The 25051-nt window shown below is 74.9% G+C and carries 21 protein-coding genes; 7 read left to right on the top strand and 14 right to left on the bottom strand.

All coding sequences use genetic code 11. The annotated features are described in order from the left end of the window. Window positions 1-166: 166 nt before the first annotated feature. Together ACTJIY_RS18035 and ACTJIY_RS18030 are read left to right on the top strand one after the other, a co-directional pair. Window positions 167-1492, top strand: a complete 1326-nt coding sequence (locus ACTJIY_RS18035; protein WP_440675113.1) for a sensor histidine kinase — start codon at window positions 167-169, stop codon at window positions 1490-1492. Continuing rightward, window positions 1489-2148 carry a response regulator gene (locus tag ACTJIY_RS18030; RefSeq protein WP_253052424.1) on the top strand — a complete coding sequence of 220 codons (660 nt, stop codon included), beginning with the start codon at window positions 1489-1491 and terminating at the stop codon, window positions 2146-2148. Before ACTJIY_RS18035 ends, ACTJIY_RS18030 begins: the two co-directional genes overlap by 4 nt. A gap of 2 nt (window positions 2149-2150) precedes the next feature. On the opposite strand, the gene ACTJIY_RS18025 is transcribed toward ACTJIY_RS18030, so the two are convergent. The 5 genes from ACTJIY_RS18025 to clpB form a co-directional block, all read right to left on the bottom strand. Next, window positions 2151-2966: a YqjF family protein gene (locus ACTJIY_RS18025; RefSeq protein WP_440675112.1), complete on the bottom strand. Its 816-nt coding sequence runs from the start codon at window positions 2964-2966 to the stop codon at window positions 2151-2153. Next, entirely contained in the window at window positions 2963-3691 is a 729-nt protein-coding gene (locus ACTJIY_RS18020) for a UdgX family uracil-DNA binding protein (RefSeq protein ID WP_353707435.1), read from the bottom strand. Before ACTJIY_RS18020 ends, ACTJIY_RS18025 begins: the two co-directional genes overlap by 4 nt. Before the next feature lie 89 nt (window positions 3692-3780). Further along, the gene (locus ACTJIY_RS18015; RefSeq protein WP_440675111.1) at window positions 3781-4179 is read right to left on the bottom strand and encodes a hypothetical protein; all 399 of its coding nucleotides are present in this window, start codon (window positions 4177-4179) and stop codon (window positions 3781-3783) included. 70 nt (window positions 4180-4249) lie between these two features. Continuing rightward, window positions 4250-5230 (bottom strand): diacylglycerol/lipid kinase family protein, encoded by a 981-nt coding sequence (locus ACTJIY_RS18010; RefSeq protein WP_439158871.1) that lies wholly within the window; start codon window positions 5228-5230, stop codon window positions 4250-4252. A 124-nt stretch (window positions 5231-5354) separates the two neighbouring features. Then, window positions 5355-7976, bottom strand: coding sequence for an ATP-dependent chaperone ClpB (clpB, locus tag ACTJIY_RS18005; protein ID WP_253052414.1), 2622 nt, complete (start codon window positions 7974-7976; stop codon window positions 5355-5357). Window positions 7977-8271: 295 nt separating this feature from the next. On the opposite strand from clpB, the gene ACTJIY_RS18000 reads away from it, so the two are divergent. Further along, a complete protein-coding gene (locus ACTJIY_RS18000) occupies window positions 8272-9549 on the top strand; it encodes an LppM family (lipo)protein (protein WP_440675110.1) in 1278 nt (425 codons plus the stop codon). A 291-nt stretch (window positions 9550-9840) separates the two neighbouring features. After that, the gene (locus ACTJIY_RS17995) at window positions 9841-10926 is read left to right on the top strand and encodes a ThuA domain-containing protein (protein WP_253052410.1); all 1086 of its coding nucleotides are present in this window, start codon (window positions 9841-9843) and stop codon (window positions 10924-10926) included. A gap of 89 nt (window positions 10927-11015) precedes the next feature. Here ACTJIY_RS17995 and ACTJIY_RS17990 read toward each other — a convergent pair whose 3' ends face one another. After that, window positions 11016-12347 carry an enoyl-CoA hydratase/isomerase family protein gene (locus ACTJIY_RS17990; RefSeq protein WP_440675109.1) on the bottom strand — a complete coding sequence of 444 codons (1332 nt, stop codon included), beginning with the start codon at window positions 12345-12347 and terminating at the stop codon, window positions 11016-11018. Between the two features lie 169 nt (window positions 12348-12516). Here ACTJIY_RS17990 and ACTJIY_RS17985 point away from each other — a divergent pair, with 169 nt between their 5' ends. The 3 genes from ACTJIY_RS17985 (at window position 12517) to ACTJIY_RS17975 (ending at window position 15876) form a co-directional block, all read left to right on the top strand. Further along, complete coding sequence (locus tag ACTJIY_RS17985) at window positions 12517-13548, top strand: alpha/beta hydrolase (RefSeq protein WP_440675114.1); 1032 nt, start codon at window positions 12517-12519, stop codon at window positions 13546-13548. A gap of 154 nt (window positions 13549-13702) precedes the next feature. Beyond that, entirely contained in the window at window positions 13703-15313 is a 1611-nt protein-coding gene (locus tag ACTJIY_RS17980; RefSeq protein ID WP_440675108.1) for an AlkA N-terminal domain-containing protein, read from the top strand. Further along, window positions 15310-15876 carry a methylated-DNA--[protein]-cysteine S-methyltransferase gene (locus ACTJIY_RS17975; RefSeq protein WP_440675107.1) on the top strand — a complete coding sequence of 189 codons (567 nt, stop codon included), beginning with the start codon at window positions 15310-15312 and terminating at the stop codon, window positions 15874-15876. Before ACTJIY_RS17980 ends, ACTJIY_RS17975 begins: the two co-directional genes overlap by 4 nt. Before the next feature lie 81 nt (window positions 15877-15957). Here the strand turns inward: ACTJIY_RS17975 and ACTJIY_RS17970 are convergent, their stop codons facing one another. The 8 genes from ACTJIY_RS17970 to ACTJIY_RS17935 all read right to left on the bottom strand — a co-directional run bounded on the left by ACTJIY_RS17970 (window position 15958) and on the right by ACTJIY_RS17935 (window position 25002). Continuing rightward, window positions 15958-16950: a cation diffusion facilitator family transporter gene (locus ACTJIY_RS17970; protein WP_440675106.1), complete on the bottom strand. Its 993-nt coding sequence runs from the start codon at window positions 16948-16950 to the stop codon at window positions 15958-15960. Between the two features lie 95 nt (window positions 16951-17045). Beyond that, a complete protein-coding gene (mnhG, locus tag ACTJIY_RS17965; protein WP_253052402.1) occupies window positions 17046-17474 on the bottom strand; it encodes a monovalent cation/H(+) antiporter subunit G in 429 nt (142 codons plus the stop codon). Continuing rightward, the gene (locus ACTJIY_RS17960; protein ID WP_087470905.1) at window positions 17474-17881 is read right to left on the bottom strand and encodes a monovalent cation/H+ antiporter complex subunit F; all 408 of its coding nucleotides are present in this window, start codon (window positions 17879-17881) and stop codon (window positions 17474-17476) included. The genes mnhG and ACTJIY_RS17960 overlap by 1 nt, the downstream gene beginning before the upstream one ends. Further along, complete coding sequence (locus ACTJIY_RS17955; RefSeq protein WP_253052400.1) at window positions 17878-18477, bottom strand: Na+/H+ antiporter subunit E; 600 nt, start codon at window positions 18475-18477, stop codon at window positions 17878-17880. The genes ACTJIY_RS17960 and ACTJIY_RS17955 overlap by 4 nt, the downstream gene beginning before the upstream one ends. Next, window positions 18474-20072, bottom strand: a complete 1599-nt coding sequence (locus ACTJIY_RS17950) for a Na+/H+ antiporter subunit D (RefSeq protein ID WP_440675105.1) — start codon at window positions 20070-20072, stop codon at window positions 18474-18476. The genes ACTJIY_RS17955 and ACTJIY_RS17950 overlap by 4 nt, the downstream gene beginning before the upstream one ends. Beyond that, entirely contained in the window at window positions 20069-20653 is a 585-nt protein-coding gene (locus tag ACTJIY_RS17945) for a Na(+)/H(+) antiporter subunit C (protein WP_253052396.1), read from the bottom strand. Before ACTJIY_RS17945 ends, ACTJIY_RS17950 begins: the two co-directional genes overlap by 4 nt. Before the next feature lie 11 nt (window positions 20654-20664). Next, window positions 20665-23694, bottom strand: coding sequence for a Na+/H+ antiporter subunit A (locus ACTJIY_RS17940; protein ID WP_440697249.1), 3030 nt, complete (start codon window positions 23692-23694; stop codon window positions 20665-20667). A gap of 234 nt (window positions 23695-23928) precedes the next feature. Then, entirely contained in the window at window positions 23929-25002 is a 1074-nt protein-coding gene (locus ACTJIY_RS17935) for a hypothetical protein (protein WP_253052392.1), read from the bottom strand. Window positions 25003-25051 lie beyond the last annotated feature (49 nt).

The raw sequence follows: 25051 nt of genomic DNA, 5'->3' as shown, positions 1-25051 counted from the left end.
GACCACGGCGAGCAGCCGACGCCATCCTCACCAGCCGATCCCAGACCAGCCACCGCAAGACTCACAGCTCTACCTCGCGGCTGGGGCGGTGCGCCCCCGTAGGGTGGGCGGGCCGCCGTGCCGTCTGTGACCGTCGTCCGTACCCGTCGTCCCCTGGAGGAGACTCGTGACCGAGGCCCTGCGCCGCGCGCTCGACCGGGTCGGCGTGCGCACCGACATCGGGCGCGACGCCGTGCTCGCCGGGGTCGTCGCCGTCGCGACCGTCGTGCTGTTCCTCGGCATCGAGCGCGTGCTCGCCACGGACGTCGGTGCGACCTTCGGCGCAGGGCCCGGCGCCGTGATCCTCACGCCCGGCGTGCGCGCGACGGTGCTCGCGCTCGTCGTGCTCCAGGCGGCGACGCTGACGGTGCGCCGTCGGGCGCCGCTGGTCTGCCTCGCGCTCGCGGTGTCTGCCCAGGTCGCGATCACCGTGCTCCTGCCGCCGTACGTCGGCTTCCAGGCCCCTGCGACCCTCGTCGCCGCGTACTCCGCCGGCGCGTACGCGCCGCGGCGGGCGCGCCTCGGCGCCCCGGCGCTCGCGGCGCTCGCGCAGGTCGTGCTCGTCTTCGCCCTCGGGGGCTTCGCCGTCCCCGCCGGGGCGGGACCGGCGCAGCACGCGCTCCAGGTGGGCGGCGCGCTGCTCTCCGCGCTGCTCACGTTCGTCGGGGCGGCGCTCGTCGGCTCGTACGTCGCCACGCGGCGGGAGCTCGTCGCCGAGCTGCGCGACCGGGTGCTCCGCGCCGAGCGCGAGCGCGAGGCGCTCGCCGCCCAGGCGGTCCTGGAGGAGCGCGCGCGCATGGCCCGCGAGCTGCACGACGTCGCGGCGCACCACCTGTCCGGCATCGTCGTCCAGGCGTCCGCCGCCGAGCGCCTCGTCGAGGCCGACCCGGAGCGTGCCAAGGAGTCGGTGCGGTGGATCCGCGCGCAGGGTCGCGAGACGCTCGACGACCTCCGCCTCGTGGTCGGGATCCTGCGGGGCCGCGACGACGAGGACGGCGCCGAGCGGGAGGCGCCGCAGCCGACGCTCGCGGAGGTCCCCGCCCTCCTCGACACGGCGCGCGCCGCGGGCACCGCGGCGACGGTCGAGACCGCAGGGACACCGTGGGACCCCACGCCGAGCGCGCAGATCGCCGTGTACCGCGTGCTCCAGGAGGCGCTCGCCAACGCGCGCCGGCACGCACCGGGAAGACCCGTCGCGGTGCGGTTCGCGTGGTCCGCCGCGGACCTCGTCCTCACGGTGCGCAACCCGACGGCCGGCACGGTGCCGCCCACGGACCCGCGGCCCGGCCACGGGCTCGTCGGCATGCGCGAGCGGGCGGCCGTGCTCGGCGGCAGCCTCGACGCTCGGCGGGCGCCCGACGGCGCGTGGCTCGTCCGCCTCACCGTCCCCCGCGCCGCGGCACGGGATCCCCGCGCCCCCGACCAGCACCCTGCCGACCAGGAGGTCTCGTGACACGCGTCGTGCTCGTGGACGACCAGGCCGTCGTCCGCGCCGGGTTCACCGTCATCCTCGAGAGCGAGGGCGTCGAGGTCGTCGGCGAGGCGTCGAACGGCACCGACGCCGTCCGCGTCGCGCGCCGCGAGCGCCCGGACGTCGTGTGCATGGACGTCCGCATGCCCGGCGGCGACGGCATCACCGCGACGCGCGCGCTCGCCGGGCCGGACGTCGTCGACCCGGTCCCCGTGCTCGTGGTGAGCACGTTCGACCTCGACGACTACGTGTTCGGCGCCCTGGAGGCCGGGGCGAGCGGGTTCCTGCTCAAGGACGCCGAGCCGGACGTGCTCGTGGACGCCGTCCGGCGGGTCGCCGCGGGCGACGGTCTGGTCGACCAGACCCTCACGCGTCGGGTCATCGGCGAGTTCGCGCGCCGTCGCGCGCCCGTCGCACGGGACGACGCCGCGGCCGCGCTCCTCACCCCGCGCGAGCTCGACATCGTCGACCTGCTGTGCCGCGGGTCGTCCAACGCGGAGATCGCGACGGCCCTGTTCCTCGAGCCGAGCACCGTGAAGTCGCACCTGAGCCGGGCCATGACCAAGACCGGGTCGCGCGACCGCGTGCAGCTCGTCGTCTGGGCGTTCCGGCACGGGGTCGTCGACCCGGCGGGCTGACCTCAGCCGACGGGCCGCGGGAGCGCGAACCGGGCGTGCACGGGCGCGGCCACGTGCACGAGCCCGGGGTCGGCGGACGGCAGCCCGAGGCGGGCGAGCACGTCCGTGTCGAGCGCGTCGAGCGTGCCGCGCCGCAGGGACCACGGCTCGTGCACGACCGGGAACCGCCACAGCCGTCCGGCCCGCACGCCGTACGCGTTCCAGCGGGCCGTGAGCCACCGCACGAGGCCCGAGGACGCGTCGACCTCCTCGTGCGCGCGCACCTCGGCGCGGAACGTGGCGTCGCGCAGCAGCCCCGGGTGCTCGTGCGGGACGCGCAGGGGACCTCGGCCGGTCGAGCGGAACCGGTAGCGCACCGCGGAGGGCGGCCCGTTGCGGTCGCCGCCCGCGTGCACCGCCGCGTCCACCGCGGCGCGCGCCGGGTGGTACGGGACGCCGGCCGCGCGCGTCGCGGCGACGAACGCGGGCGACGTGGCCCACAGGCCGAGGAACCACACGCCCTCGGTGCCCGCGCGGTCGCGCACGTACACGCGGACGTTGAGCTCGGGGAACGTCGACCACGCGCCGAGAGCGGGCAGGGGCGGGACCCGGACGCCCGCCATGACGAACGGGACCACGCCGAGCCACGTCGTCCCGTCGACCTCCTGCACGGAGAGGCCGGGTGGGAGCCAGCCCTGCACGACGGCCGGGTCGACGCGCCAGTGGAGGAACGTGAGCGCGTCCCAGCGCTGCACGTTCACGACGACCCGCGAGGCACTGGGCCGCGAGACTCCCGGCGCCGCGGGGTCGGGTGCGGTCGGGAGCGGACGGTCGGTCACCGGGCGCCCGCCGTGTCGGACGCGAGGCGGAGGTCGTCGACGAACGCGGCGAACGCCGCCTCCCGCTCGGCCCGCTCACGCACGCGCAGCAGCGCGGACGGGTGCGTGGTGAGCACGACGCGCGGCGGGCGCTGCCGGGGCGGGCGGTCGCCGTCGGGCACACCCTGCGAGAGGGGCGACGCGGACTCGGCGCCCTCGTCGTCGAGGTCGAGCACCCGGCCGCGCTCGGCGGTGACGCGCACCGGGCGCCCGAGCACGGCACGCCCCGCGGTCGCGCCCATCGCGACGACGACACGGGGCGCGACCGCGGCGACCTCGGCCGTGAGCCACGGGAGGCACGCCCGGACGTGCGCGACGTCCGGGCTCTTGTGCAGCCGGCGCTTCCCCCGCTCCTCGAACCGGAAGTGCTTCACGGCGTTCGTCAGGTAGACGTCGTCGGCGGACAGCCCGGCGGCGTCGAGCGCCTCGTCGAGGAGGCGCCCCGCCGGCCCGACGAACGGCTCGCCCTCGCGGTCCTCCCGGTCGCCCGGCTGCTCACCGACGAGCACCAGCCGGGCGCGCTCGGGTCCGCGCGAGAACACGACCTGCGTGGCGTCCGCCCACAGCTCGCACCCGTGGCAGTCCCGCGCTGCCCGGGCCAGGGCGTCGACGTCCCTCGCGGCACGCCCGCGCGGGAGCCACTCCTGCGCGCCCGGGCGCTCGGGAGCCGGTCGTCGGGGGCTCATGGGCCCACCGTGCAGCACCGCACGCCGGCTCGCACCCGGCGCCCGCGGGACGCACGAGCCCGGCCCGGGACCAGGCCGGGCGGAGGTGGTCAGAGAACCTGGTAGAGAGCACCTTGGACGAGGCCGAGGACGACGCCCAGGAGCGCCGCCGCGCCGAGCGCCGTGCCGGCGGACGCGAGCGCCGTGCCGGGCAGCCGCCGCACGAGCGCGACCGCGCCGGTGACCGTCGCGGCCAGCGCGAGGACGCCCGTGAGGATGCCGTTGACGAGCTGGAGCACGCCGACCGACGACGGCGAGTAGCCCGACGACGAGAGCACGAACGGGAAGGCCAGCGTGACGACCGCACCCACCAGGACGGTCGCGACCCCCAGGACGAAGGCCACGACGGCGAGGGGCGAGCGTCGCGCGCCGGTGGCCGGTGCGGGTGAGCCGTAGGCGGACGGGGCGGAGGCGGACCAGGACTCGGGGCCGGGCCGGGGAGCGCTCATGCGCCCATCCTGCCGAACCCCGCGGTCCGGCGACGGGGACGTCCGCGGTCCGCGACCGCGGGCACCGGGATCACCGACGACCGGGGGCGCCCTGCGCGAGGTCCTCCGACTCCTCGGGCCGGTACACGCACACGTGCAGCGCCTGCGGTCGCACGCTGACGTCGAGCCGCTCCGCCGGCTCGATCACGTCGCCGTCGAGCTGGCGCGGCTGCGGCCGGTCGGAGACCACGGAGACCTCCCGGCCCCGCACGACCTCCCGGCTCGGCACCCGGCTCTTGCCCCGCACGACGCCCCACAGCAGCTGGACCCAGTGCTGGAGGTTGCGCGGCGCGATGATCGCGACCTCGAGCTGCCCGTTGTCCGGCTCCGCGTCCGGGAGCAGGTTGGTGCCGGCCTGGAGACGGCCCACGTTGCCGACGACGACCGTGCGCGCACGACGGCGCCGCGTCCGCCCGTCGACCGTCACCTCGACGTGCATCTCGTCGTCGGCGAGGTGCTTGAGCGCCGAGAAGACGTACGCGACCGACCCCGCCCGGGCCTTGAGCGCCGTCGGGGCGTCGCGCATCATCGCCGCGTCGAGCCCCATCCCCGCCATGATCGCGAACGTCTGCCCGTCCGCGACGCCGACGTCGATGGTCCGCCGGCCGCCCCGGAGGACGAGGCGCAGACCCTCCTCGGCGTCGGTGGGGACGCCGAGGTTCACCGCGAGGAGGTTCCCCGTGCCGCCCGGGAGGATCGCGAGCGCGGCGTCGGTCCCCGCCAGCCCCTCGACGACGGCCCGCACGGTCCCGTCCCCGCCGCTGACGAACACCACCTCCGCGCCGTCCTCGACGGCCTGGCGCGCCTGCCCCGTGCCCGGGTCCTCGGCCGTCGTCTCGAGCCACGCGGGCTCCGGCCACCCCGCCTCGGTGAGCCGCGCGACGATGAGGTCGCGCAGCGCGTCCAGGCCCTCCACACGGTTCGGGTTGACGATCACGGCCGAACGGCGCGGGGCGTCGTCGGGCTGCCGCGGGGAGGAGGGTGCGGGGCTGGTCGTCTCGTCGGTCGGCACGGAGAGAGTATGTCCCGGCACCGCACCGCCCGCCCGGCGTCGGACAGCGAAGCACCGGCCCCGGCACCGCGAGGGAGAACCCTGGTCGGGCTCTCCCTCGGCGGACCGCGGTTCTGCGTGATGCTCAGGCCGTGAGGATCTCCGTGCCGAGGGTCAGGCCCTCGGCCTCGGGGTCGCGGTCGACGCGCACCACGTCGCCGTCGGCGACGTCGCCCGAGAGCAGCAGCCGCGCGAGGCGGTCGCCGATCTCGCGCTGCACGAGGCGGCGCAGCGGGCGCGCCCCGTACGCGGGGTCGAAGCCCTCGAGCGCGAGCCACTCGCGCGCCGCCGTCGTGACGTCGAGCGTGATGCGCCGGTCGGCGAGGCGCTTCGCGAGGTGCGCGACGCTGATGTCGACGATCCGGCCGAGCTCGTCGAGCGTGAGCGGCTCGAACACGATCACGTCGTCGAGGCGGTTGAGGAACTCCGGCTTGAAGCTCGCCCGCACCGTGCTCATCACGGCCTCGCGCTTCGCGGCGTCGTCGAGCATCGGGTCGACGAGGAACTGCGAGCCGAGGTTCGACGTGAGCACGAGGATGACGTTGCGGAAGTCCACGGTGCGGCCCTGGCCGTCGGTGAGTCGGCCGTCGTCGAGCACCTGCAGCAGGATGTCGAAGACCTCCGGGTGCGCCTTCTCGACCTCGTCGAGCAGCACGACCGAGTAGGGGCGGCGCCGCACGGCCTCGGTGAGCTGGCCGCCCTCCTCGTACCCCACGTACCCCGGGGGCGCGCCGACGAGCCGGGCGACCGAGTGCTTCTCGGAGTACTCCGACATGTCGATGCGCACCATGGCGCGCTCGTCGTCGAAGAGGAAGTCGGCGAGCGACTTCGCGAGCTCCGTCTTGCCGACCCCCGTCGGGCCGAGGAAGAGGAACGAGCCCGTGGGGCGGTCCGGGTCGGCGACGCCCGCACGCGAGCGCCGGACGGCGTCGGACACCGAGCGGACGGCGGCCTGCTGGCCGATGAGGCGCTCCCCGATGACCTCCTCCATGTGCAGGAGCTTCTCGCTCTCGCCCTGGAGCATGCGGCCCGCGGGGATGCCCGTCCACGCGGACACGACCTCCGCGATCTCGTCCGCGCCGACCTTGTCGGCGATCATCGGGGCGGCCTCGGGCCCGGACGCCGCGAACGCGTCGTCCGCCTGCTCCTCGGCCTCGGCCGCGTCGAGCTCGCGCTGGAGCTGCGGGATCTCGCCGTACTGGAGCCGGCCCGCGGTCTCGAGGTCGCCCTCGCGGATCGCGCGCTCGACCTGGACGCGCAGCTCGTCGAGCTTGGCGCGCAGGTCGCCCACGCGGTTGTGGCCCGCCTTCTCGGCCTCCCAGCGCGCGGTGAGCGCGGCGAGCTCCTCGCGCCGGTCGGCGAGGTCGGCGCGCAGCTTCTCGAGGCGCTCGAGCGACGCGGGGTCGGTCGACTCGGACAGCACGACCTCCTCCATCTCCAGGCGCGTGACCGCGCGCTGCAACTCGTCGATCTCGATCGGCGAGGAGTCGAGCTCCATGCGCAGGCGCGACGCCGCCTCGTCGACGAGGTCGATCGCCTTGTCCGGGAGCTGGCGCCCGGTGATGTACCGGTCGGAGAGCGACGCCGCGGCGACGAGCGCCGAGTCGGCGATCGTCACCTTGTGGTGCGCCTCGTACCGCTCCTTCAGGCCGCGCAGGATCGCGACGGTGTCCTCGACCGAGGGCTCGCCGACGAACACCTGCTGGAACCGGCGCTCCAGGGCCGGGTCCTTCTCGATGTACTCGCGGTACTCGTCGAGCGTGGTCGCGCCCACGAGGCGCAGCTCGCCGCGCGCGAGCATGGGCTTGAGCATGTTGCCCGCGTCCATGGCGCCCTCGCCGCCCGCGCCCGCCCCGACGACCGTGTGCAGCTCGTCGATGAACGTGACGACCTCGCCGTCGGAGGACCGGATCTCCTCCAGGACGGCCTTGAGCCGCTCCTCGAACTCGCCGCGGTACTTCGCGCCCGCGACCATGCTCGCGAGGTCGAGGGACACGAGGCGCTTGCCCTGGAGCGACGTCGGGACGTCACCCGCGACGATGCGCTGGGCGAGGCCCTCGACGACGGCGGTCTTACCGACGCCGGGCTCGCCGATGAGCACCGGGTTGTTCTTGGTGCGGCGGCTGAGCACCTGCACGACGCGCCGGATCTCCGAGTCGCGCCCGATGACGGGGTCGAGCTTGCCCTCGGCGGCGGCGGCCGTGAGGTCGGTGCCGTACTGCTCCAGCGCCTTGTAGGTTCCCTCGGGGTTGGGGCTCGTCACGCGCGCGCTCCCGCGCACCGCGGGCAGCGCCGACCGCAGCGCGTCGGCGGTCGCGCCGGCCTGCTGCAGGATCGTCGCGGCCTGCGAGGATCCCGCGGCGATGCCGAGCAGCAGGTGCTCGGTGGAGACGTACTCGTCGCCGAGCGCCTGCGCCTCCTTCGCGGCGTTGTCGAGCGCGGTCGACGTGGCGCGCGACGGCGTCGGCTGCGCGACGGCGGACCCGCTCGCCGTGGGCAGCGCGACGAGCGCGGCCCGGACCTTCTGCCCGACGGCCTGCTTGTCCGCGCCGACGGCGTCCAGGAGCCCGACGGCGACCCCGCCCTCCTGCGCGAGCAGCGCGGCGAGGAGGTGCGTGGGCTCGAGCTGCGGGTTGCCGGCGGCCGACGCGGTCTGGATCGCCTCGCCGATCGCCTGCTGCGACATCGTGGTGAACTTCGTTTCCATAGGTGCTCCGGTGTGGTGCTCGAAAAGATGGTCTGACCAGTGGAACGACTCCGAAGTTGAGTGTATTCCGCTCAACTTCGATCGTCAGCCTCGCGCCCGACCTCCCGGTGGTCCGTCGTCCGACGTGGATGAACTCTCGGCCGCATTCCGTCTCAAATCGGCATCGTCCCTCGCCTCGGGCGACGATCCGCGACATGCTGGGCCGGTGAACTCCTCACCCTTGCGCAGACGACTCGGCCTCGGCGCCCTCTTCGCCACCCTCGCACTGTTCCTCGCGGGGTGCATGAGGATGGACATGGCCATCACCCTCAACGAGGACGACACGTTCGACGGCAGCGTCGTGATGGCGTTCTCCGACGAGATGGCCCAGTCCCTGGACATGGACCCGCAGGAGATGTGGGACCAGATGGGCTCCGAGATGGAGTCCGACCTGCCCGAGGGCGCGACGCAGGAGCCGTACGCGCAGGACGGCTACACCGGCACCAGGATCACGTACGCCGACCAGCCCATCTCCCAGCTCGACACCGGCGCCACCGACTCCATCTCCGTGACGCGCGAGGGCGACGAGTACGTCGTGAGCGGCTCGATGGACATGACGGGCGAGGAGTTCAACCCCGAGACCGGCGACGCGGCCGGCGACGAGATGACGCGGCAGATGATGGACAGCCTCGACATCAAGGTCGCCATCACGTTCCCCGGCGAGGTCTCCGAGTCCAACGGCACCGTCGACGGCAACACCGTGACCTGGACGCCGGTCGTCGGCGAGGTCAACGAGATGACGGCGCGCGGCTCGGCCGTCGCGGGCGGCGCGGCCGGCACGGGCGACGAGGGCTCCGAGGAGGCCACCGACGACTCCGACGGCGCCACTGCGCCCGACGGCGGGGAGAGCGCGGGCGACTCCTCGGACTCGGGCTCCCTGGCCTGGCTGTGGTTCGTGATCGGCGGCGTCGTGCTGCTCGGCATCATCGGCCTGGTGCTCTGGCTGGTGCTCCGCTCCAAGCCGGGCACGCAGGACGGCCAGGCGGCCGGCTTCCAGCAGGGCGGCTACCCGGGTCAGCCGGGTCAGCCGGGCGCGTACCCCGCGGCCGGTCAGCCCGGTCAGTACCCCGGTCAGCCCCAGGGCCAGTACCCGGGCCAGCAGGGCTACCCCGCCCAGCAGCCGAGCCAGCAGGGCGGCTACCCCGGCCAGCAGGGTCAGTACCCGGGACAGCAGCCGGGCGCCTACCCCGGGCAGCCGGGGGCACCGCAGGGCTACGGGGCGCAGCCCCCGGCCCCGGGCCCGTACGGCACCCAGCCGCCGGCCCCGCCGCAGCCGCAGGGGGGCTACCCGGGCGCGGCTCCGTACGCCCCTCCCGGCACGCCGCACCCGCAGTCGTCGCCGACGACGCCGCTCCCCGCCCAGCCGCCCGTCCCGCCGGGGGCGACGCAGCCGCTGCCGCCGTACCAGCAGCCCGCGCCGACCCAGCCGCTCCCGCCGCAGCCCGGCGCCCCGGGCCCGGACGGCCCGGTGAGCCCCGCCGGCCCGGACGACGAGATCGACGACGCGACGCGCCTGCGCCCGCCGCCCGAGTGACGGATGCGCGTCCGACGGCGCGTGGTCGGTGACCAGCCGTCGGTGACCAGCGGTCGCTGACCACCCGCTGGCCCCCGTCGCCGGTCCGCCCGCAGCACCACCCTTGACGGCCCGCCCCGAGACCGGGGCGGGCCGTCGTGCGTCCCCGAGCCTCGTCCCCACCACCCGACGGCATTTTGTTTATCGGTATTGCCTTTTAGGGACGGGGCGGGATACCGTCGCTCGAAGCCGCCGGGCACCTGGATGCCCGACGGTCGGGGGGCGTACCGGTTCACTCAACGAGGAGTCACCATGAAGCATCACGCCTGGCGCCTGGCCACCGGCCTCACCGCTGCAGCGAGCGCTCTCGCGGTCGGGGTCGCCGCGGTCCCGGCGAGCGCGGCCGACGACGAGTACAAGGTCCTCGTCGTCGGCGAGACTCTCGGCTTCCGTCACTCGCACATCGACGAGACGACCGAGGCGGTCATCGCCATCGGCGAGGAGCGCGGGTTCACGGTCGACGTGTGGGACTCGCGGCAGCCCGAGCTGACGCTCGACTCGACGCCGTTCACGAGCGCCGAGGACCTCTCGCAGTACGCGACGATCCTCTTCGCCTCGCCGGTCGACGGCACCAACAACCAGGACCCTGCTCGTCCCCGGCTGCTGAACGACTCGGAGCTCGCGGCCCTGCAGGGCTACATCCGCGACGGCGGCGGGTACGTCGGCCTGCACGCCGCGACCGACACCATGCACGCGGTGCCGTGGTACAGCGAGCTCAGCGGCGGGTCGGCGCGGTTCAAGAGCCACCCGGCCCAGCAGACGGCCACGATGCGGGTCGAGAGCCCCGGCCACCCGTCGACCGAGATGCTCCCCGCGGAGTGGACGAGGTTCGACGAGTGGTACAACTTCACCAGCAACCCGCGGGAGGACGTGCACGTCCTCATCACGCTGGACGAGTCGACCTACAACCCCGGCCGCGACGCCATGGGCGACGACCACCCCCTGGCCTGGTGCCAGAACTTCGAGGGCGGACGGTCCTGGTACGAGGGCGCCGGCCACGTCGACTCCTCCTACTCGGACCCGCTGTTCCTCGCGCACCTCGCCGGGGGCATCGAGTGGACTGCCGGCAAGGTGAGCGGCGGCGGTGACTGCGTCACCTTCAAGGAGGTCGACGGCATCGTGACGTCGCTCTCGACGGGCTCGAACCGCGCGGAGAAGCTCTCCGCCGGCGTGCGCGACTACCTCGACCGGGCCGAGGCGGCCGCCGACGCGGGCGCGCACGCGGACGCGATCCACATCCTCAAGCAGGCCCAGGGGAAGGCGCACGGTCTCCAGGACGAGACCCTCGTCGCGAAGATCGGCGACCTGATCGAGTGGCAGCAGACGCTCGTCTTCTGACCTCGGGAGCCCACCTCCGGCCGAAGCGGCCACGCCTTCCGGGCGTGGCCGCTTCGGCGTCTTCCGGCGAGCGCGTGCGTGCCGGCGAGTCAGGACTCGACGGTGACCTCGACGACGTCGCCCACGGCGTCGAACCGCACCGCGGGCCAGTACCCGTCGAGGAAGTGCTCGCCGCACGAGTCCGCGAGGTGCACGACCGTGCCGCCGTCGTCGCGCCGCTGGACGAGCTCGACCACGAGGTCGTCGGCCGCCTCCGCCAGCTCCTGGGCGGTCGGCTCGTCCTCGCTGAACCGGCGGACGACGGCCTCGACCGCGCGGCGTGCGAGGCGCGGGCTGAGCGCGTCGTCCCACAGGGGCTCGGCGGGGACGTAGGCGAGCGCCTCGGCGCCGACCCCGGGGTCGACCTCGGCGAGCGTCGCCGGGCGCCACGAGGGGTCGCGGTCCTTGTCGACGAGCTGCGCGCGGACGCCCTCGACGAGGTCGGGCTGCGTGTCGACGAACCAGGAGACGAGACCGTACTCCTGCTCCAGCGCCGCGCGCAGGTCGGGGAGGTCGCGCGCGCTGCGCACGGCCGCGAGCGCCACGGTGACCGCGGTCGGGGAGAGCCGCTCGAGCTCGTCGGCCTCGGCGCCGGACTGCTCGTCCCCGTCCTGGGCTGCGGCGCGCAGGCGGGCCAGGATCTCGGGCACGGTGTCCGCCGAGTACGCGGCCTCGACCGCCGCCTGTCGGGTGACGAGTCGCGAGACCGGCGCCGGCAGGGCGTGGCGACGCACGACCTCCCGCACGTCCTCGACGTCGAGCGGGTCGACCCCCGCGCTCGCGAGCGCGGCGAGGTCGGCGGCGAGCACGGGCAGCCGCTCGCTCGGCACGTAGTGGTCCGCGAGCCCGACGAAGATCGCGTCGGCGGCGTCCATCGTCACGGCACCGAGCGCGAGCATCTCCCCCAGCCGCCCGGGCGCGCGCGCCAGGAGCCAGGACCCGCCGACGTCGGGCGTGAAGCCGATCCGCGTCTCCGGCATCGCGACGCGCGACCGCTCGGTGACGACGCGCACCGGGGCGTGCGCGCCGAGGCCGACCCCGCCGCCCATGGTGATGCCGTCCATGATCGTCACGACGGGAACGGGCAGCTCCGCGAGCGCCGCGTCCACCGCGTACTCGCGCCGGAAGTAGCGGCGCGCCTCGGCCTGCTTCCCGGCCACGATCGACGCGTGGAGCGCGCGGACGTCGCCGCCCGCGCACAGGCCGCGGTCGCCGGCGCCGTCGAGCAGCACGACGCGCACGGTCGGGTCGACGCGCCACTCCTCCAGCACGTCGGCGATCTCGCCGAGCATCGTGTCGCCGAGCGCGTTGAGCGCGCGGGGCCGGTCCAGGGTGAGGTGCCCGACGCCGTCGTCGACGCGGGCGATGATCTCGCTCGTCACGCGCGCCACGCTACCTCGCACCGCGAGGCGTCGGCGCGCCGCGCGTCCCGGGGTCCCGGGCCGCCGACACGCCTCGCCGCCGTCCCGAGCCAGCGCTCGACGGGCCGGGGGAGCGGTGGGACGCTGACAGGTCGGACGAGCCGGTGACGAGGAGGAGACGGTGGACGAGATGGCCGGGACGGGGACGGGGTGGCGCACGGACGTGCTGGGCGAGGACTGGGTCGCGCGGGACCTCGACCTGCCGGACGGCGCGGTGGCGACGCTCGTCCGCAGGGCCGACGGCGCACGTCCGGCCGCCCCGTCCACCGCGCCGGGCGCGGGGCCCGCCGCGGGCGGGGAGCCGCCGTCGGGCGCGGGAGAGCGGCCCGCGGTGCTGTACGTCCACGGGTTCATCGACTACTTCTTCCAGACGCACGTCGCCGAGGCGGTCGAGGCGCGCGGGTACCGGTTCTACGCGCTCGACCTGCGCGGCTACGGGCGCTCGATCGGGCGCGGCTCGGGCGCCCCGTCCCGGCCCGACGACGACCCCAACTTCGTCACGGACCTCGCCGTCTACGCCCGCGACCTGGACGCCGCCGCGCGCGCGATCCGCGCGGAGGGGCACGAGCGGCTCGTCGTGCTGGGCCACTCGACGGGCGGGCTCGTCGCGAGCCTGTGGGCCGACGCGCGCCCGGGCCGGCTCGCGGCGCTCGTGCTCAACAGCCCGTGGTTCGACCTCAACAAGCCGTGGGTGTTCCGGGGCCCGGTGACGTGGGTGGTCGACGCGGTCGGCCGGGTCGCGCCGCGGCTGGTGGTGGGCGGCCTGGACCCGCACTGGGCCGAGGCGCTGCACGCGAGCACGGGTGGCGAGTGGGACTTCGACCTGACCTGGAAGCCGATCGAGGGCTTCCCGGTCCGTGCGGGGTTCCTGCGCGCGGTGCGGCGCGGGCACGCGCGCGTGGCGCGCGGTCTGCACGTCGACTGCCCCGTCCTCGTGCTGGCGTCCGCGCGCAGCGGCCCGGCGTCGGGCTGGCACGACGCGCTGCTCACGACCGACAGCGTGCTCGACGTCGGGCAGATCGCGTCGCGTGCGGAGCGGCTGGGCGACGACGTCACGATCGTCACGGTCGAGGGCGGCGCGCACGACCTCGCGCTCTCCCCCGAGCCCGCGAGGTCGACCTACCTGCGCGAGGTGCTCGACTGGCTCGACGCCCGCGTCTGACGGGTCCCGCCGACGCCTCCGGCTGGCGAGCCCGGGCTGGCTCCCCACGACCCGACCCTCCTGAGGAGAGACCCCGGGTTCGCGCCGGAGGGGCGACACCGTCGTGTCCGAATCCCGCTAGCCAAGCGGTCGTCCCGCGGGTGAGGATCGAGGCATGACCACGACCCTCGCGACCCCCCGCACGACGGCGGACCCCGTCTTCGCGGAGCGCTACCGCGCCATCGCGTCGCGCGACCGCCGGTTCGACGGGCAGTTCATCACGGCGGTGAGCAGCACGGGCATCTACTGCCGGCCGTCGTGCCCGGCACGGACGCCCAAGCCGGAGAACGTCACGTTCTACCTCACGTCCGCGGCCGCGCACGAGGCCGGCTACCGCGCGTGCAAGCGGTGCCTGCCGGAGGCCGTCCCCGGCACGCCGAGCTGGGACCTCGGGCACGACCTCTCCGCCCGCGCGATGCGCCTCGTCGCCGACGGGGTCGTGGACCGCGAGGGGGTCGACGGCCTCGCCGCGCGGCTCGGGTACTCGGCCCGGCACGTGCACCGCGTGCTCGTCGCGGAGCTGGGCGCCGGTCCCGTCGCGCTCGCCCGCGCGCTGCGCGCCCAGACCGCGCGCGCCCTGCTCACGGGCACCGACCTCCGGCTCGCCGACGTCGCGTTCGCCGCGGGCTTCGGCAGCGTCCGGCAGTTCAACGACACGATCACCGAGGTCTTCGACACCACGCCCAGCGAGCTGCGCCGTCGGGCCCGGCCCGGCCGCCCGACCCCTCCGCGCGGCGACGCGGGCGTGCACGTCCCCGACGACGCTCGTGCCGTCCGGGACGACGGCGGCACCACCGCGGTGCTCGACCTCACGCTCCCCCTGCGCGAGCCCTTCGACGCGCGCGGCGTGTTCGCGTTCCTGGCGGCCCGCGCCGTCGACGGCGTCGAGGTCGCGGACCTCACCGGACCCCTCCTGTCGTACGCGCGCACGCTCGCGCTGCCGCACGGGCCGGGCGCGTTCCGCGCGACGTACGGCCCGCCGCCGGGGCGCACCCGCGGCGCGGCGCGGTTCCACGTCGAGCTCGAGCTCACGTCCGTGGCCGACCTGCCCGCGGCGATCGCCCGGGTCCGCCGCCTGTTCGACCTCGACGCCGACCCCGCGGCCGTGGACGCCGCCCTCGCCACCGACCCGGCGCTCGCCGCGTCGGTGCGCGCCGTGCCCGGCATCCGCGTCCCGGGTGCGGTGGACGCGACGGAGATCCTCGTCCGCGCGCTCGTGGGACAGCAGATCTCCGTCGCCGCCGCGCGCACGCACCTGTCGCGGCTCGCCGTCGCGCTCGGCACGCCGTTCGCGTCCCGGTTCGGGCCGACCCGCCTCTTCCCGACGCCGGCGCAGCTCGCCGACGGCGGAGCCGACCACGTGCGCGGGCCGGCGCGGCGCACGGCCGCGATCCTCGGCGTCGCCCGGGCCCTCGCGGACGGCGCCCTCGCGCTGTCCCCCGCCGACGACCCGGCGGCCCAGCGCGCGGCGCTCGAGGCGATGCCCGGCGTCGGCCCGTGGACGTCCGGGTACGTCGCGATGCGCGTCCTGCACGACCCCGACGTCCTGCTCGACGGCGACCTCGCCCTCCGCGCGGGCGCCGCGGCGCTCGGTCTGCCCGACGAGCGTCGCGCGCTCGCCGCGCACGCCGAGCGCTGGGCGCCGTGGCGCTCGTACGCCGCGATGCACCTGTGGCGCGCCGCGACCCCCCGACCCTCGTCCGACCCCACGAAGGAGACCCCGTGACCACCGCACCCACCGCCCCCGCGACCTCCGCGACCGCCGTGACGACGACCGTCGAGACGCCCGACGGCCCGTTCACCGTCGTCGTCGACCCCGACGGCACGGTCCTCGCCTCCGGCTGGACGGCCGAGCCCGCGGCGCTCGTCGCGCTCGTCCACCCCGACCTGCGCCCCGCGGACGTCTCGACCGTGCCCGACGACGCGCCCGCCGTCGTCCTGGCCGTCGCCGCGGTCCGCGCGTACTACGCGGGCGACGTGCACGCGATCGACGCCGTCCCCGTGCGCCAGGTCTCGGGCCCGTACCGTGCGCACGCGTGGGACGTGCTGCGCACGGTCGAGCCGGGCGACCCCGTCACCTACACCCGGTACGCCGAGCTGTCGGGGCGGCCCGCCGCCGTGCGCGCCGCCGCGGGCGCGTGCGCGATAAACGCCGCCGCGCTGTTCGTCCCGTGCCACCGCGTGCTCCGCACGGACGGCAGCCTCGGCGGGTTCCGCTACGGCCTCGAGGTCAAGCGCAGCCTGCTCGACCGCGAGGCCCGCGCGGCCGGGGCGCCGTCGCTCCTCTGAGCACCCCCTGAGCCGAACCCGGGGTCGCTCCCCGGCTCGGCGTCGAACAGGGGAGAAACCCCGGGTTCGGCACCGTCAGGGTCAGGAGATCGACGGCTCCTCGGGGGCCGAGACGGTGAAGACCGCGCCCGCGATGAGCGGCACGGACGTCACGCGGCGCTCGAGGTCGTCGAGGCGGCGCGCGACCGTCGTCTCGGTCTCGTCGCCGCGGAGGTCGACGCTCGCCACGAGGTAGAGCGCGCGCGGGCCCACGTACTCGAGCCGCAGGTAGGTCACGCGCTCGACCTCCGGCAGGTCCCGGATGCCCTGCAGGACGGCGGCCCGCGTCGCGGGCAGCGCGGCCTCGCCGACGAGGAAGCGGCGGTTGCGGTCGATGAGCACGACCGACACCACCGCGAGCACGAGGCCGACGACGATCGACCCGATCGCGTCCGGGACGGGAGAGTCGGTGAGCTGGTGCGCGAGCACCCCGCCGAACGCGACGACGAGGCCGACCAGCGCGGCGGCGTCCTCCGCGTACACGGCCCGCAGCGTAGGGTCGGAGGTGACGAGCACGTGGTGCAACGTGTCCCGGTCGGCGGCCCGCGCCTCGTCGCGCGCCTGGCGCCGGGCGCGGAGGAACGACACGCCCTCCAGGACGAACGCGAGCGCCAGCACCGCGTAGGCGACGACGAAGTCGTCCGCGGGCTCGGGGTGCACGAGCTCCTGGATGCCGTGCGTGATCGAGACCCCCGCGCCGACGGCGAACAGACCGATCGCCGCGAACATCGACCACACGTACGCCTCGCGGCCGAACCCGAGCGGGTGCTCGGCGTCGGCGGGGCGCCGCGAGCGCTTGTCGGCGACGAGCAGGAAGACCTCGTTGCCGGTGTCCGCCCACGAGTGCACGGCCTCGGCGAGCATCGACGCCGACCCGGTGATCGTCGCGGCGACGGTCTTGGCGCCCGCGACGAGCGCGTTCGCGAGGAACGCGACGACGACGGTGACGGTGCTCTCTCCGCCGTCCTCCGGCCGGGCGACCCGCGGGTTGCGCGACTCCGGCTGCGGCGGGGCGGGCGTGGGGGCGTCGGCCATGCAGCCGGTCTACCAGCCGCGCCCGCGGCCCGCGCGCGGAGCAGCGAACGACCGTCGAGCGCTCCGGCCGTCGGCCGCAGGTCCGGACGAGCGCGTCAGCGCTCCGAGGTGTCGGCCCCGGCAGCGGGGCCGACGTCCTCGTGCTCGCCCGAGTCCTCGCGCTCGGCCGCGTCCTGGTCGCGCGTGAGCTCGTCCACGACGAGCAGGTCCGTGCGCACCTTGCCGGTGCGGTACCCGGCGCGACCGACCATGTGCGCCGCGACCGGCGACGTGAGGAGCTGGAAGATCACGACGAGGAACAGCGTCGCGACGGCGCCCCACGAGCGCAGCCGCAGGCTCAGGCCCGCGAGCACGAGGATGAGCCCCAGGACCTGCGGCTTCGTCGCGGCGTGCATGCGCGCGAGCAGGTCGGGGAAGCGGACGACGCCGACCCCCGCGGCGAACGCGAGGAACGCGCCGCTCAGCAGGAAGACGGCCGAGACGACGTCGGCCAGGGTGTCCCAGAAGCTGGTCGCCGGGTCCATCAGCGCACCTCCCCCTCGGGCGCGCCGCCGTGGTGCTCGGGGTCCACGGCGGAGTCGCGGTCGGCCTCCTCGGCCTCGCGGCGCGCGGCGTCCTCCGCGGCGACCTCGTCGGCCGTGCGGATGCGGCCCTCGTCCTCGGGCTCGACGGACGCGAAGCGCGCGATCGTCACCGAGCCCACGAACCCGACGAGGGACAGCACGACGAGGATCGGGATGGTGTCCGTGCGCCGCGAGAACGCGGCCTCGAGCGCGATCGCGCCGACGAGAGTCGTCGTGAAGACGTCGAGCGCGATGGTGCGGTCGAGCATCGACGGGCCGCGCTCGGCGCGCACGATCGCGAGGCTCGCGCCGACCGCGAGCAGCGCCGCGGACGCGATCACGACGACGAGGTAGACGGTGTCGCTCATGCCTCGGCCACCTCTCGCTCCGACGGTTCGCGGTACAGGCCGGCGGCGCGCAGCTCGTCGTTGGACGCGAGCGCGTGCAGCACGCGGGCCTCCAGTGCGAGCGTGTCCTGGCGGACCTTCTCCACCCCGCCCGCCGTCTCGACGTCGAGCACGTGCAGGTAGAGCATCCCCGTGAGCCGGTGCGCCTCGACGACGATGGAGCCGGGCACGAGCGAGGAGAGCTCGGCCGTGATCGTCAGGTAGATGTCCGACGGGTTGCGCAGCCGCACGCCCACGACGGCGCCGCGCGGCGTGTGGCGGGGCGTGAGGGCGAGCAGGCTCACCTGGAACGAGGCGACGACGAGGTCGGCGACGAAGCGCCCGACGAGCACGGCGAACGGCCACGGCCGGAGCTTCCCGCGCGCCGCGATCGACGGCAGCGGGAAGAACGTGATGACGGCGAAGCCGAGGATCACGCCCGCGAGGACGTTGCCCCACGACAGGTCGCCCCAGAGCATGACCCAGACGAGCGTCAGCCACAGGATCGTGCGCCACTGGGTGGTGACGCGCGCGAACCAGCCAGAGGCGAGCGCGCGACGGCGGCGGTGCAGGCTCATCCGTCCCCACCCCCGGTCGTCGTGGCGGGCTCCGTGCCGTCCGTCTCGCCCGTCGCGACCTCGTTCGACTCGCCCCGCCCGCGGTCGGAGTCGCCCGGGAACACCGCGTCGACGTACGTGTGGCCGTCGAGGAGCGTCGTGGCCGCGCGCTCGGTGTACGAGTAGAGCGGGCCGGCCACCACGGTGAGCGCGAGGCCGAACGCGACAAGCGCCGTCGCCGGCCCGACCATGCCGCGCGGGAGGCGCGCGTCCGCGGGGATCTCCACGGGCGCCGTCTGCCAGAACGCCTTGTTCCACGCCTTGACGATCGCGTACAGCGTGAGCAGCGACGTGACGACCGACCCGACGACGAGCGCCCACGTGAGCGGGGTGCCCTGCGCGACGCCCTCCTCCAGCAGGCCCACCTTGCCGAGGAAGCCGGACAGCGGCGGGATCCCGGCGAGGTTCATCGCGGGGATGAAGAACAGGATCGCGAGCCCGGGCGCGAGCTTGGCGAGGCCGCCGAGCCGGTCGAGCGAGGTCGACCCGCCGCGGCGTTCCACGAGGCCCACCACGAGGAACAGCGTCGTCTGGACGGTGATGTGGTGCACGACGTAGAAGATGGCGGCCGCCATGCCCGGCTCGGACGCGAGCGCGATGCCGAAGATCATGTAGCCGATGTGGCTCACGAGCGTGAACGACAGGAGTCGCTTGATGTCGTTCTGCGCGACGGCGCCGAGGATCCCGACGACCATCGTGAGCAGCGCGAGCCACATGAGCACGTCGTCGACCACGCTGTCCTCGGGGAACAGCAGCGTCTGCGTGCGGATGATCGCGTAGACGCCGACCTTGGTGAGCAGGCCGGCGAACACCGCCGTGACGGGCGCGGGCGCGGTCGGGTACGAGTCGGGCAGCCACGCGGACAGCGGGAAGATCGCCGCCTTGATGCCGAACGCGAGCAGCAGCAGGAGCTGGATCGTGAGCGCCATGCCCGGGTCGATCTCCCCGTAGCGCTCGGAGAGCTGGGCGAGGTTCACGGTGCCCGTCGCCGCGTAGGTCAGCGCGATCGCGACGAGGAACACGATGGACGACAGCAGCGCCACGACGACGTAGATCGACCCGGCGCGGATGCGCTCGCCCGTGCCGCCGAGCGTCAGGAGCACGTAGCTCGCGGCGAGGAAGATCTCGAAACCGACGTAGAGGTTGAACAGGTCGCCCGAGAGGAACGCGTTGAACACCCCCGCGGCGAGCACCATGAACGTCGGGTGGTAGATCGCGACCGGCGCCTCCTCGTCGCCGTCCGCCACGCCCTGCGCGAGCGAGTACAGCAGGACGCACAGCATGACGAAGCTCGAGACCACGAGCATGAGCGACGAGAGCCGGTCCGCGACGAGGTCGATCCCGACCGGGGCGGCCCAGCCGCCGACGTCGACGACGATCGGTCCGGAGTCGGCCGCGACGAGCAGCCCCACCGACGCCGCGAGGACGAGCGCGAGCGCGGCGACCGTGATGAGCCGCTGGGCGCGCGGGTGGCGCCACAGCGCGAGCGCGGCGCCCGCCGCGACGAGCGGGAGGACGACGGGCAGCGGGACGAGCGCCGCGGCGGTGAGACTCATCGCGGCTCCTTCCCGTCGTCGCTGCGGTCGTCAGGTCGTGGGTCGTCCGGGCGGTCGGGCCGGGCGGCGTCGTCGTCCGGCGCGGCCGGGGACGACGGCGGCTCCTGCCCGTCGGTGATCCCGTCGCCGTCGCCGTCGGTCTCGTCGCGGACCTCGGCGGCCTCGTCGTCCAGGCTCGCGCCGCTCTCCTCCGTGTCCGCGTCCTCGAACGCGGGGGCGTTGCGCGCGGCGTGCCGCGCGACGCGGCGGTCCTCGAGGTCGTCCTGCACCTCGTCGTGGCCGTGGAGCTGCCACGACCGGTACGCCATCGCGAGGACGAACGCCGTGATGCCGAGCGTGATGACGATCGCGGTGAGCACCATCGCCTGGACGAGCGGGTCGCTCATCTCGTCCTCGGGCGTCGTGCCGATGAGGGGCGCGCCCCCGGCGCGCCCGCCCGCGACGAGGAACAGCAGGTTCGCGCCGTTGCCCATGAGGATGAAGCCGAGCAGGACGCGCGTGAGGCTGCGCTCCAGCAGCAGGTAGACGCCCGCCGCGAAGAGCACGCCGATCGCGAGCACGAGGACGACGCTCGGGGTCATGTCGATGACGTTCACCGGCGGCCGCCCCCGATCGAGTCGGGCTCCATGGCCTCGAACGGCCCGGTGTCCTCGCCCGGCTCGCGCCCGGCGGCGGCGCGCTCGGCGTGCCGGTCGATCTCCGCCCCCAGGGTGCGCAGGATGTCGAGGACGAGGCCCACGACGACGAGGAACACGCCGACGTCGAAGAACAGCGACGTGACGAGGTGGATCTCCCCCACCAGCGGCAGCGCGATGTCGTACGCGTCGCTGCCGAGCACGTTGCCGGTGAGCAGGAACGCGACGAGCCCCACGCCCGCGGACAGGAACAGGCCCGTGCCGAGCAGCAGGCCCGGGTGGACCGGCGCCGCCTCGCCGAGCTCGTAGCGACCGCCCGCGAGGTAGCGCACGATGAGCGCGATCCCGACGACCAGCCCGGCCGCGAACCCGCCACCGGGCGCGTTGTGGCCGGAGAACAGCAGGAAGAGCGCGAAGACGATCATCGCGTGGAACAGCACGCGCGTGACGACCTCGAAGATCACCGAGCGTCTCTGGGGCGCGAGCGTGCGCCCCGCGCTGAGCCACACGAGCATGCGCGGCTGGTCCTTCTCGGTGACGCCGCGGCGGCGCAGCGCCGCGCCCGGGTCCGCGCTGCCCTCGCTCCAGACGCCCGAGCCGGACGCCGTCGTCGCGGGCTTCGCGCCCGAGGCGCGCAGGATCTCCCCGCTGCGCGTGCGCAGGAACACCAGCGACGCGACACCCGTGGCCGCGGCCAGCAGGACGGAGATCTCGCCCATCGTGTCCCACGCGCGGATGTCGACGAGCGTCACGTTGACGATGTTCTTGCCGTGCCCGAACTCGTACGCCTCGGCCGGGAAGTCGACGGAGATCGGCGTCGCGACCCGCGCGAGCGGCGCCACGACCGCGAAGCCCATCATGACGACGGCGACGGCCAGGCCGATGCCCAGGCGCACCCAGCGGCTCGCGGCGAGCGGCCGGTTGGAGAAGTACGCGGGCAGGCGGCGCAGCACGAGCACCATGACGACGAGCGTGATCGTCTCGACGAGGACCTGCGTGAGCGCGAGGTCGGGCGCGCCGTGCAGGAGGAAGAGGACGGCGTTGCCGTACCCCGCGATGCCGACGAGGATCACGGCCTTGAGGCGGCGGCGCGAGCGCGCGGCGAGCACCGACGCGACGCAGATCGCGGCGACCGCGACGAGCTGCGCGGGGCGGTCCCACGCCTTGAGCTGCTCGGGCCACGCCGTCTGGGCGACCATGACGATCCCCGGCCCCAGCACGAGGACGACGAGGATCGCGCCGAGGTAGAACGGCAGCGAGCCACGCTGGGTGACCGCGGTGACGTCCGCCGCGAGGTCGTCGAGCTTGCGCATGACCTTGCGGTACGTGACGTCGGCCTCCGGGCCGGTCCACAGCGACGCCTGGAAGCGCTCGACGCGCGCCCGCTGCCAGAACAGCACGACGCCGACCGCGAGGACGAGGACGGTGAGCGCGAGCGCGGGGGTGAAGCCCGCCCACAGGACGAGGTGCCCGGGCTCGCCCACGGGATACGTGTCCGCGTAGGGCGCGAGGAGGTCCTCACCGAAGTGGGGAACGAGCGCCGTCGCGAGGCCCAGGACGGCGAGCACGACGGCCGGGCTCACGAGCAGGAACGGCTGGCGATGGATCCGCGCGGGGTCGATCGGCGGCTCGTCCGCCGCGACGGCGGGGCCGCGCGCGGCGAGCGCGCGCAGGTTCACGTGCTCGTTGGCCCGCGCCGGGGGCGTGCCGAGGTGCGGCTTGGACGCGAACGCGCCCCACCAGAACCGGATCCCGTAGGCGACCGTGAACATCGACCCGACGACGACGGCCCACAGGACCACCGTGTCGACCCAGACGGGCCCCGAGCCGTGCAGGAGCGACTCGAGCGCCGCCTCCTTCGCGACGTAGCCCGCGAACGGCGGGAGCCCGATCATCGAGGCGGTCGCGAGCCCGCCCGCGACCGCCGTCCACGGGAGAGCCTTGCCCACGCCCGTGAGGCGACGCAGGTCGCGCGTCCCGGTCGCGGCGTCGACGACGCCGACCACGAGGAACAGCGACGCCTTGAACATCGCGTGCGCACCGATCATCGCGAGACCGGCGAGCGCTGCCCCGCGCGTCCCGAGGCCGACGAGCAGGATGATGAGGCCGAGCTGGCTCACCGTGCCGAACGCGAGCACGAGCTTGAGGTCGTACTGGCGCAGCGCGCGGTAGCCGCCCACGAGCAGGGTGCCCGCGCCGAGCGCGATGACCATCGACCGCCACACGGTCGTGTCGGAGTAGGCGGGCGCGAACCGCGCGACGAGGTAGACGCCGGCCTTGACCATCGCGGCCGCGTGCAGGTAGGCGCTCACCGGGGTCGGCGCGGCCATCGCCGCGGGCAGCCAGAAGTGCAGGGGGATCAGCGCGGACTTGCTCGCCGCGCCCACCAGGAGGCAGACGATCGCGGCCGTCACCGCGCCGCCCGTGGGCGGGTCGGCGATGATCTCCGACATCCGGAAGGTCCCGCCCTGGACCCCGAGGATCACGACGCCCACGAGCATCGCCAGACCGCCGGCCGTCGTCACGACGATCGCCTGCATCGCGGCGCGCCGGCTCGCCTTGCGATCGGCGTAGTGCCCGATGAGGAGGTAGGAGAAGACGGTCGTGAGCTCCCAGAACACGAACAGGAGCAGCATGTCGTCCGCGGTGACGAGCCCGACCATGGCCCCGGCGAACGCCGTGAGGACGCCGCCGAACCGCCGCAGGCCTTGCGCGGTGGGCGAGAAGTAGGCCGAGCAGTAGACGAGGACGAGCGCGCCGACGCCGCCGACGAGCAGCAGCATGAGCCACGACAGCGTGTCCATGCGGAAGGCGAGCTCGAGGCCCAGGCCCGGCACCCACTCGACGACCTGGGTGGGGTGCTCCCCCGCCATCACGCGCTCGGTCCAGGCGAGCGCGTAGACGGCCGCCGACGCCGGCGCGAGCGCCATGACGAGGAACGCCCGGCGGCCGAGGAGCGAGACGAGTGCGGGCGCGCCCAGTGCCATCACGAGATGAGCAACGAGCACGTAGAGCACGGGCCGCTCCGTCCGGGTCGGGGGCGGGGTGGGCAGGCAGAGCCGGGGTTCTTGCTGGACTTGTCATCGTCGCACCCGCGGAAGGGAGTCGCAGGGCACGACAGTTCACGGCGACGGCGATGCCGTGCCGAGGATCATTTTACCGACTCCCCAGCCCTCCACCGGCCCCGCAGGCCGGACCGTGACCGATTCCTCAGTCTCCCGTCACAGATCCTCGGGGTCCACGAGGAACTCCGCCTCGTCCGCGATCTCGCCCCCGACGGCGTCGTGCAGCGTCCGCGCGATCTGCGCGACGACCTGCGCCGCACGCTTGCGCGCGACCTGGTGGTCGAGCGACGGCTGCTCCTGCTGCGACTCGACGAGGTCGCGCGGCTCCCACCGCACCCGGTAGCTCACGGCGCCGTCGGCCGTCCACGGCAGGCCGCGCAGCAGCAGCGGCAGGGCCTCCTCGCCGCCCACCTCCACCGCGACGAGCCCGTCCATGCCGAGGTCGACGATCAGCCCGTACCCGTCGAGGACCGCACCCGTCGTCAGCGCCTTGATGTCGACGTCGTCGGCGGCCGCGTGGATCGCGCGCCGGAGCGCGGGGTCCATCTTCTCGCCCGGGTAGAGCGGCAGGTCCGCGATGCCCTTCGGCGGCCCCTCGTACGACTTGCCCTCGGTCGCGAGCCGCGTCCGGGGGTGCAGCCGCGCGACGAGCGCGAGCGCGGCGTTGGGGTCCAGCCAGACGTCCGAGTAGAGCGTCATGTCGATCGCGACGCCCGGGTCGGGCGTGAGGACGACGCCCGGGCCGGCCGGGTTCCCGACGTCGGTCCGCACCGACCCGCCGAGCCGGCGCGCCGCCGCGACGAGGAACGCCACGACCCGCTCCTCCTCCCGCACCGGCAGCCCGCCGGGGAAGGCGCGGCCGATCCCGTCGCGGTCTCCGCCCCCCGGGTAGGGGACGTCGCCGCGCTCGCGCGGGCACACGACGTCGAACACGAGCGTCGTGCCCGGCGGCAGGCCGGCCCCGGACCCCGCGTACGGCCCCGTGATCGTCGTGTGACGCGACGTGCGCAGCACGCCCGGCGCCCCCGGGGCCGCGGTGCGGGCGGGCGGCACGAGCGGCTCGGTCCCCTCCGGCGCGACGTCCCAGCGCGCGCCCGCGAACCGCGAGAGAGCGAGCGTCTCGACCTCGTCGACGACGACGTCGGCCGGGAGCCCGAGCAGGTGCCGCGCCTGGTAGGACTGCGCGGCGCCGGGCCCGTCGGGGTGCGGCAGCGGCGGGAGCGGGCTCATGCGGTGCGGTCCTCCGGTCCTCGGGTCCTGCGGGGTCGAACGGCGTCCG

Origin of the sequence: Cellulosimicrobium sp. 22598 (assembly GCF_052044445.1) — a bacterium.
Classification (GTDB): domain Bacteria; phylum Actinomycetota; class Actinomycetes; order Actinomycetales; family Cellulomonadaceae; genus Cellulosimicrobium; species Cellulosimicrobium cellulans_G.
This window is presented reverse-complemented; position numbering and strand designations above follow the sequence as displayed.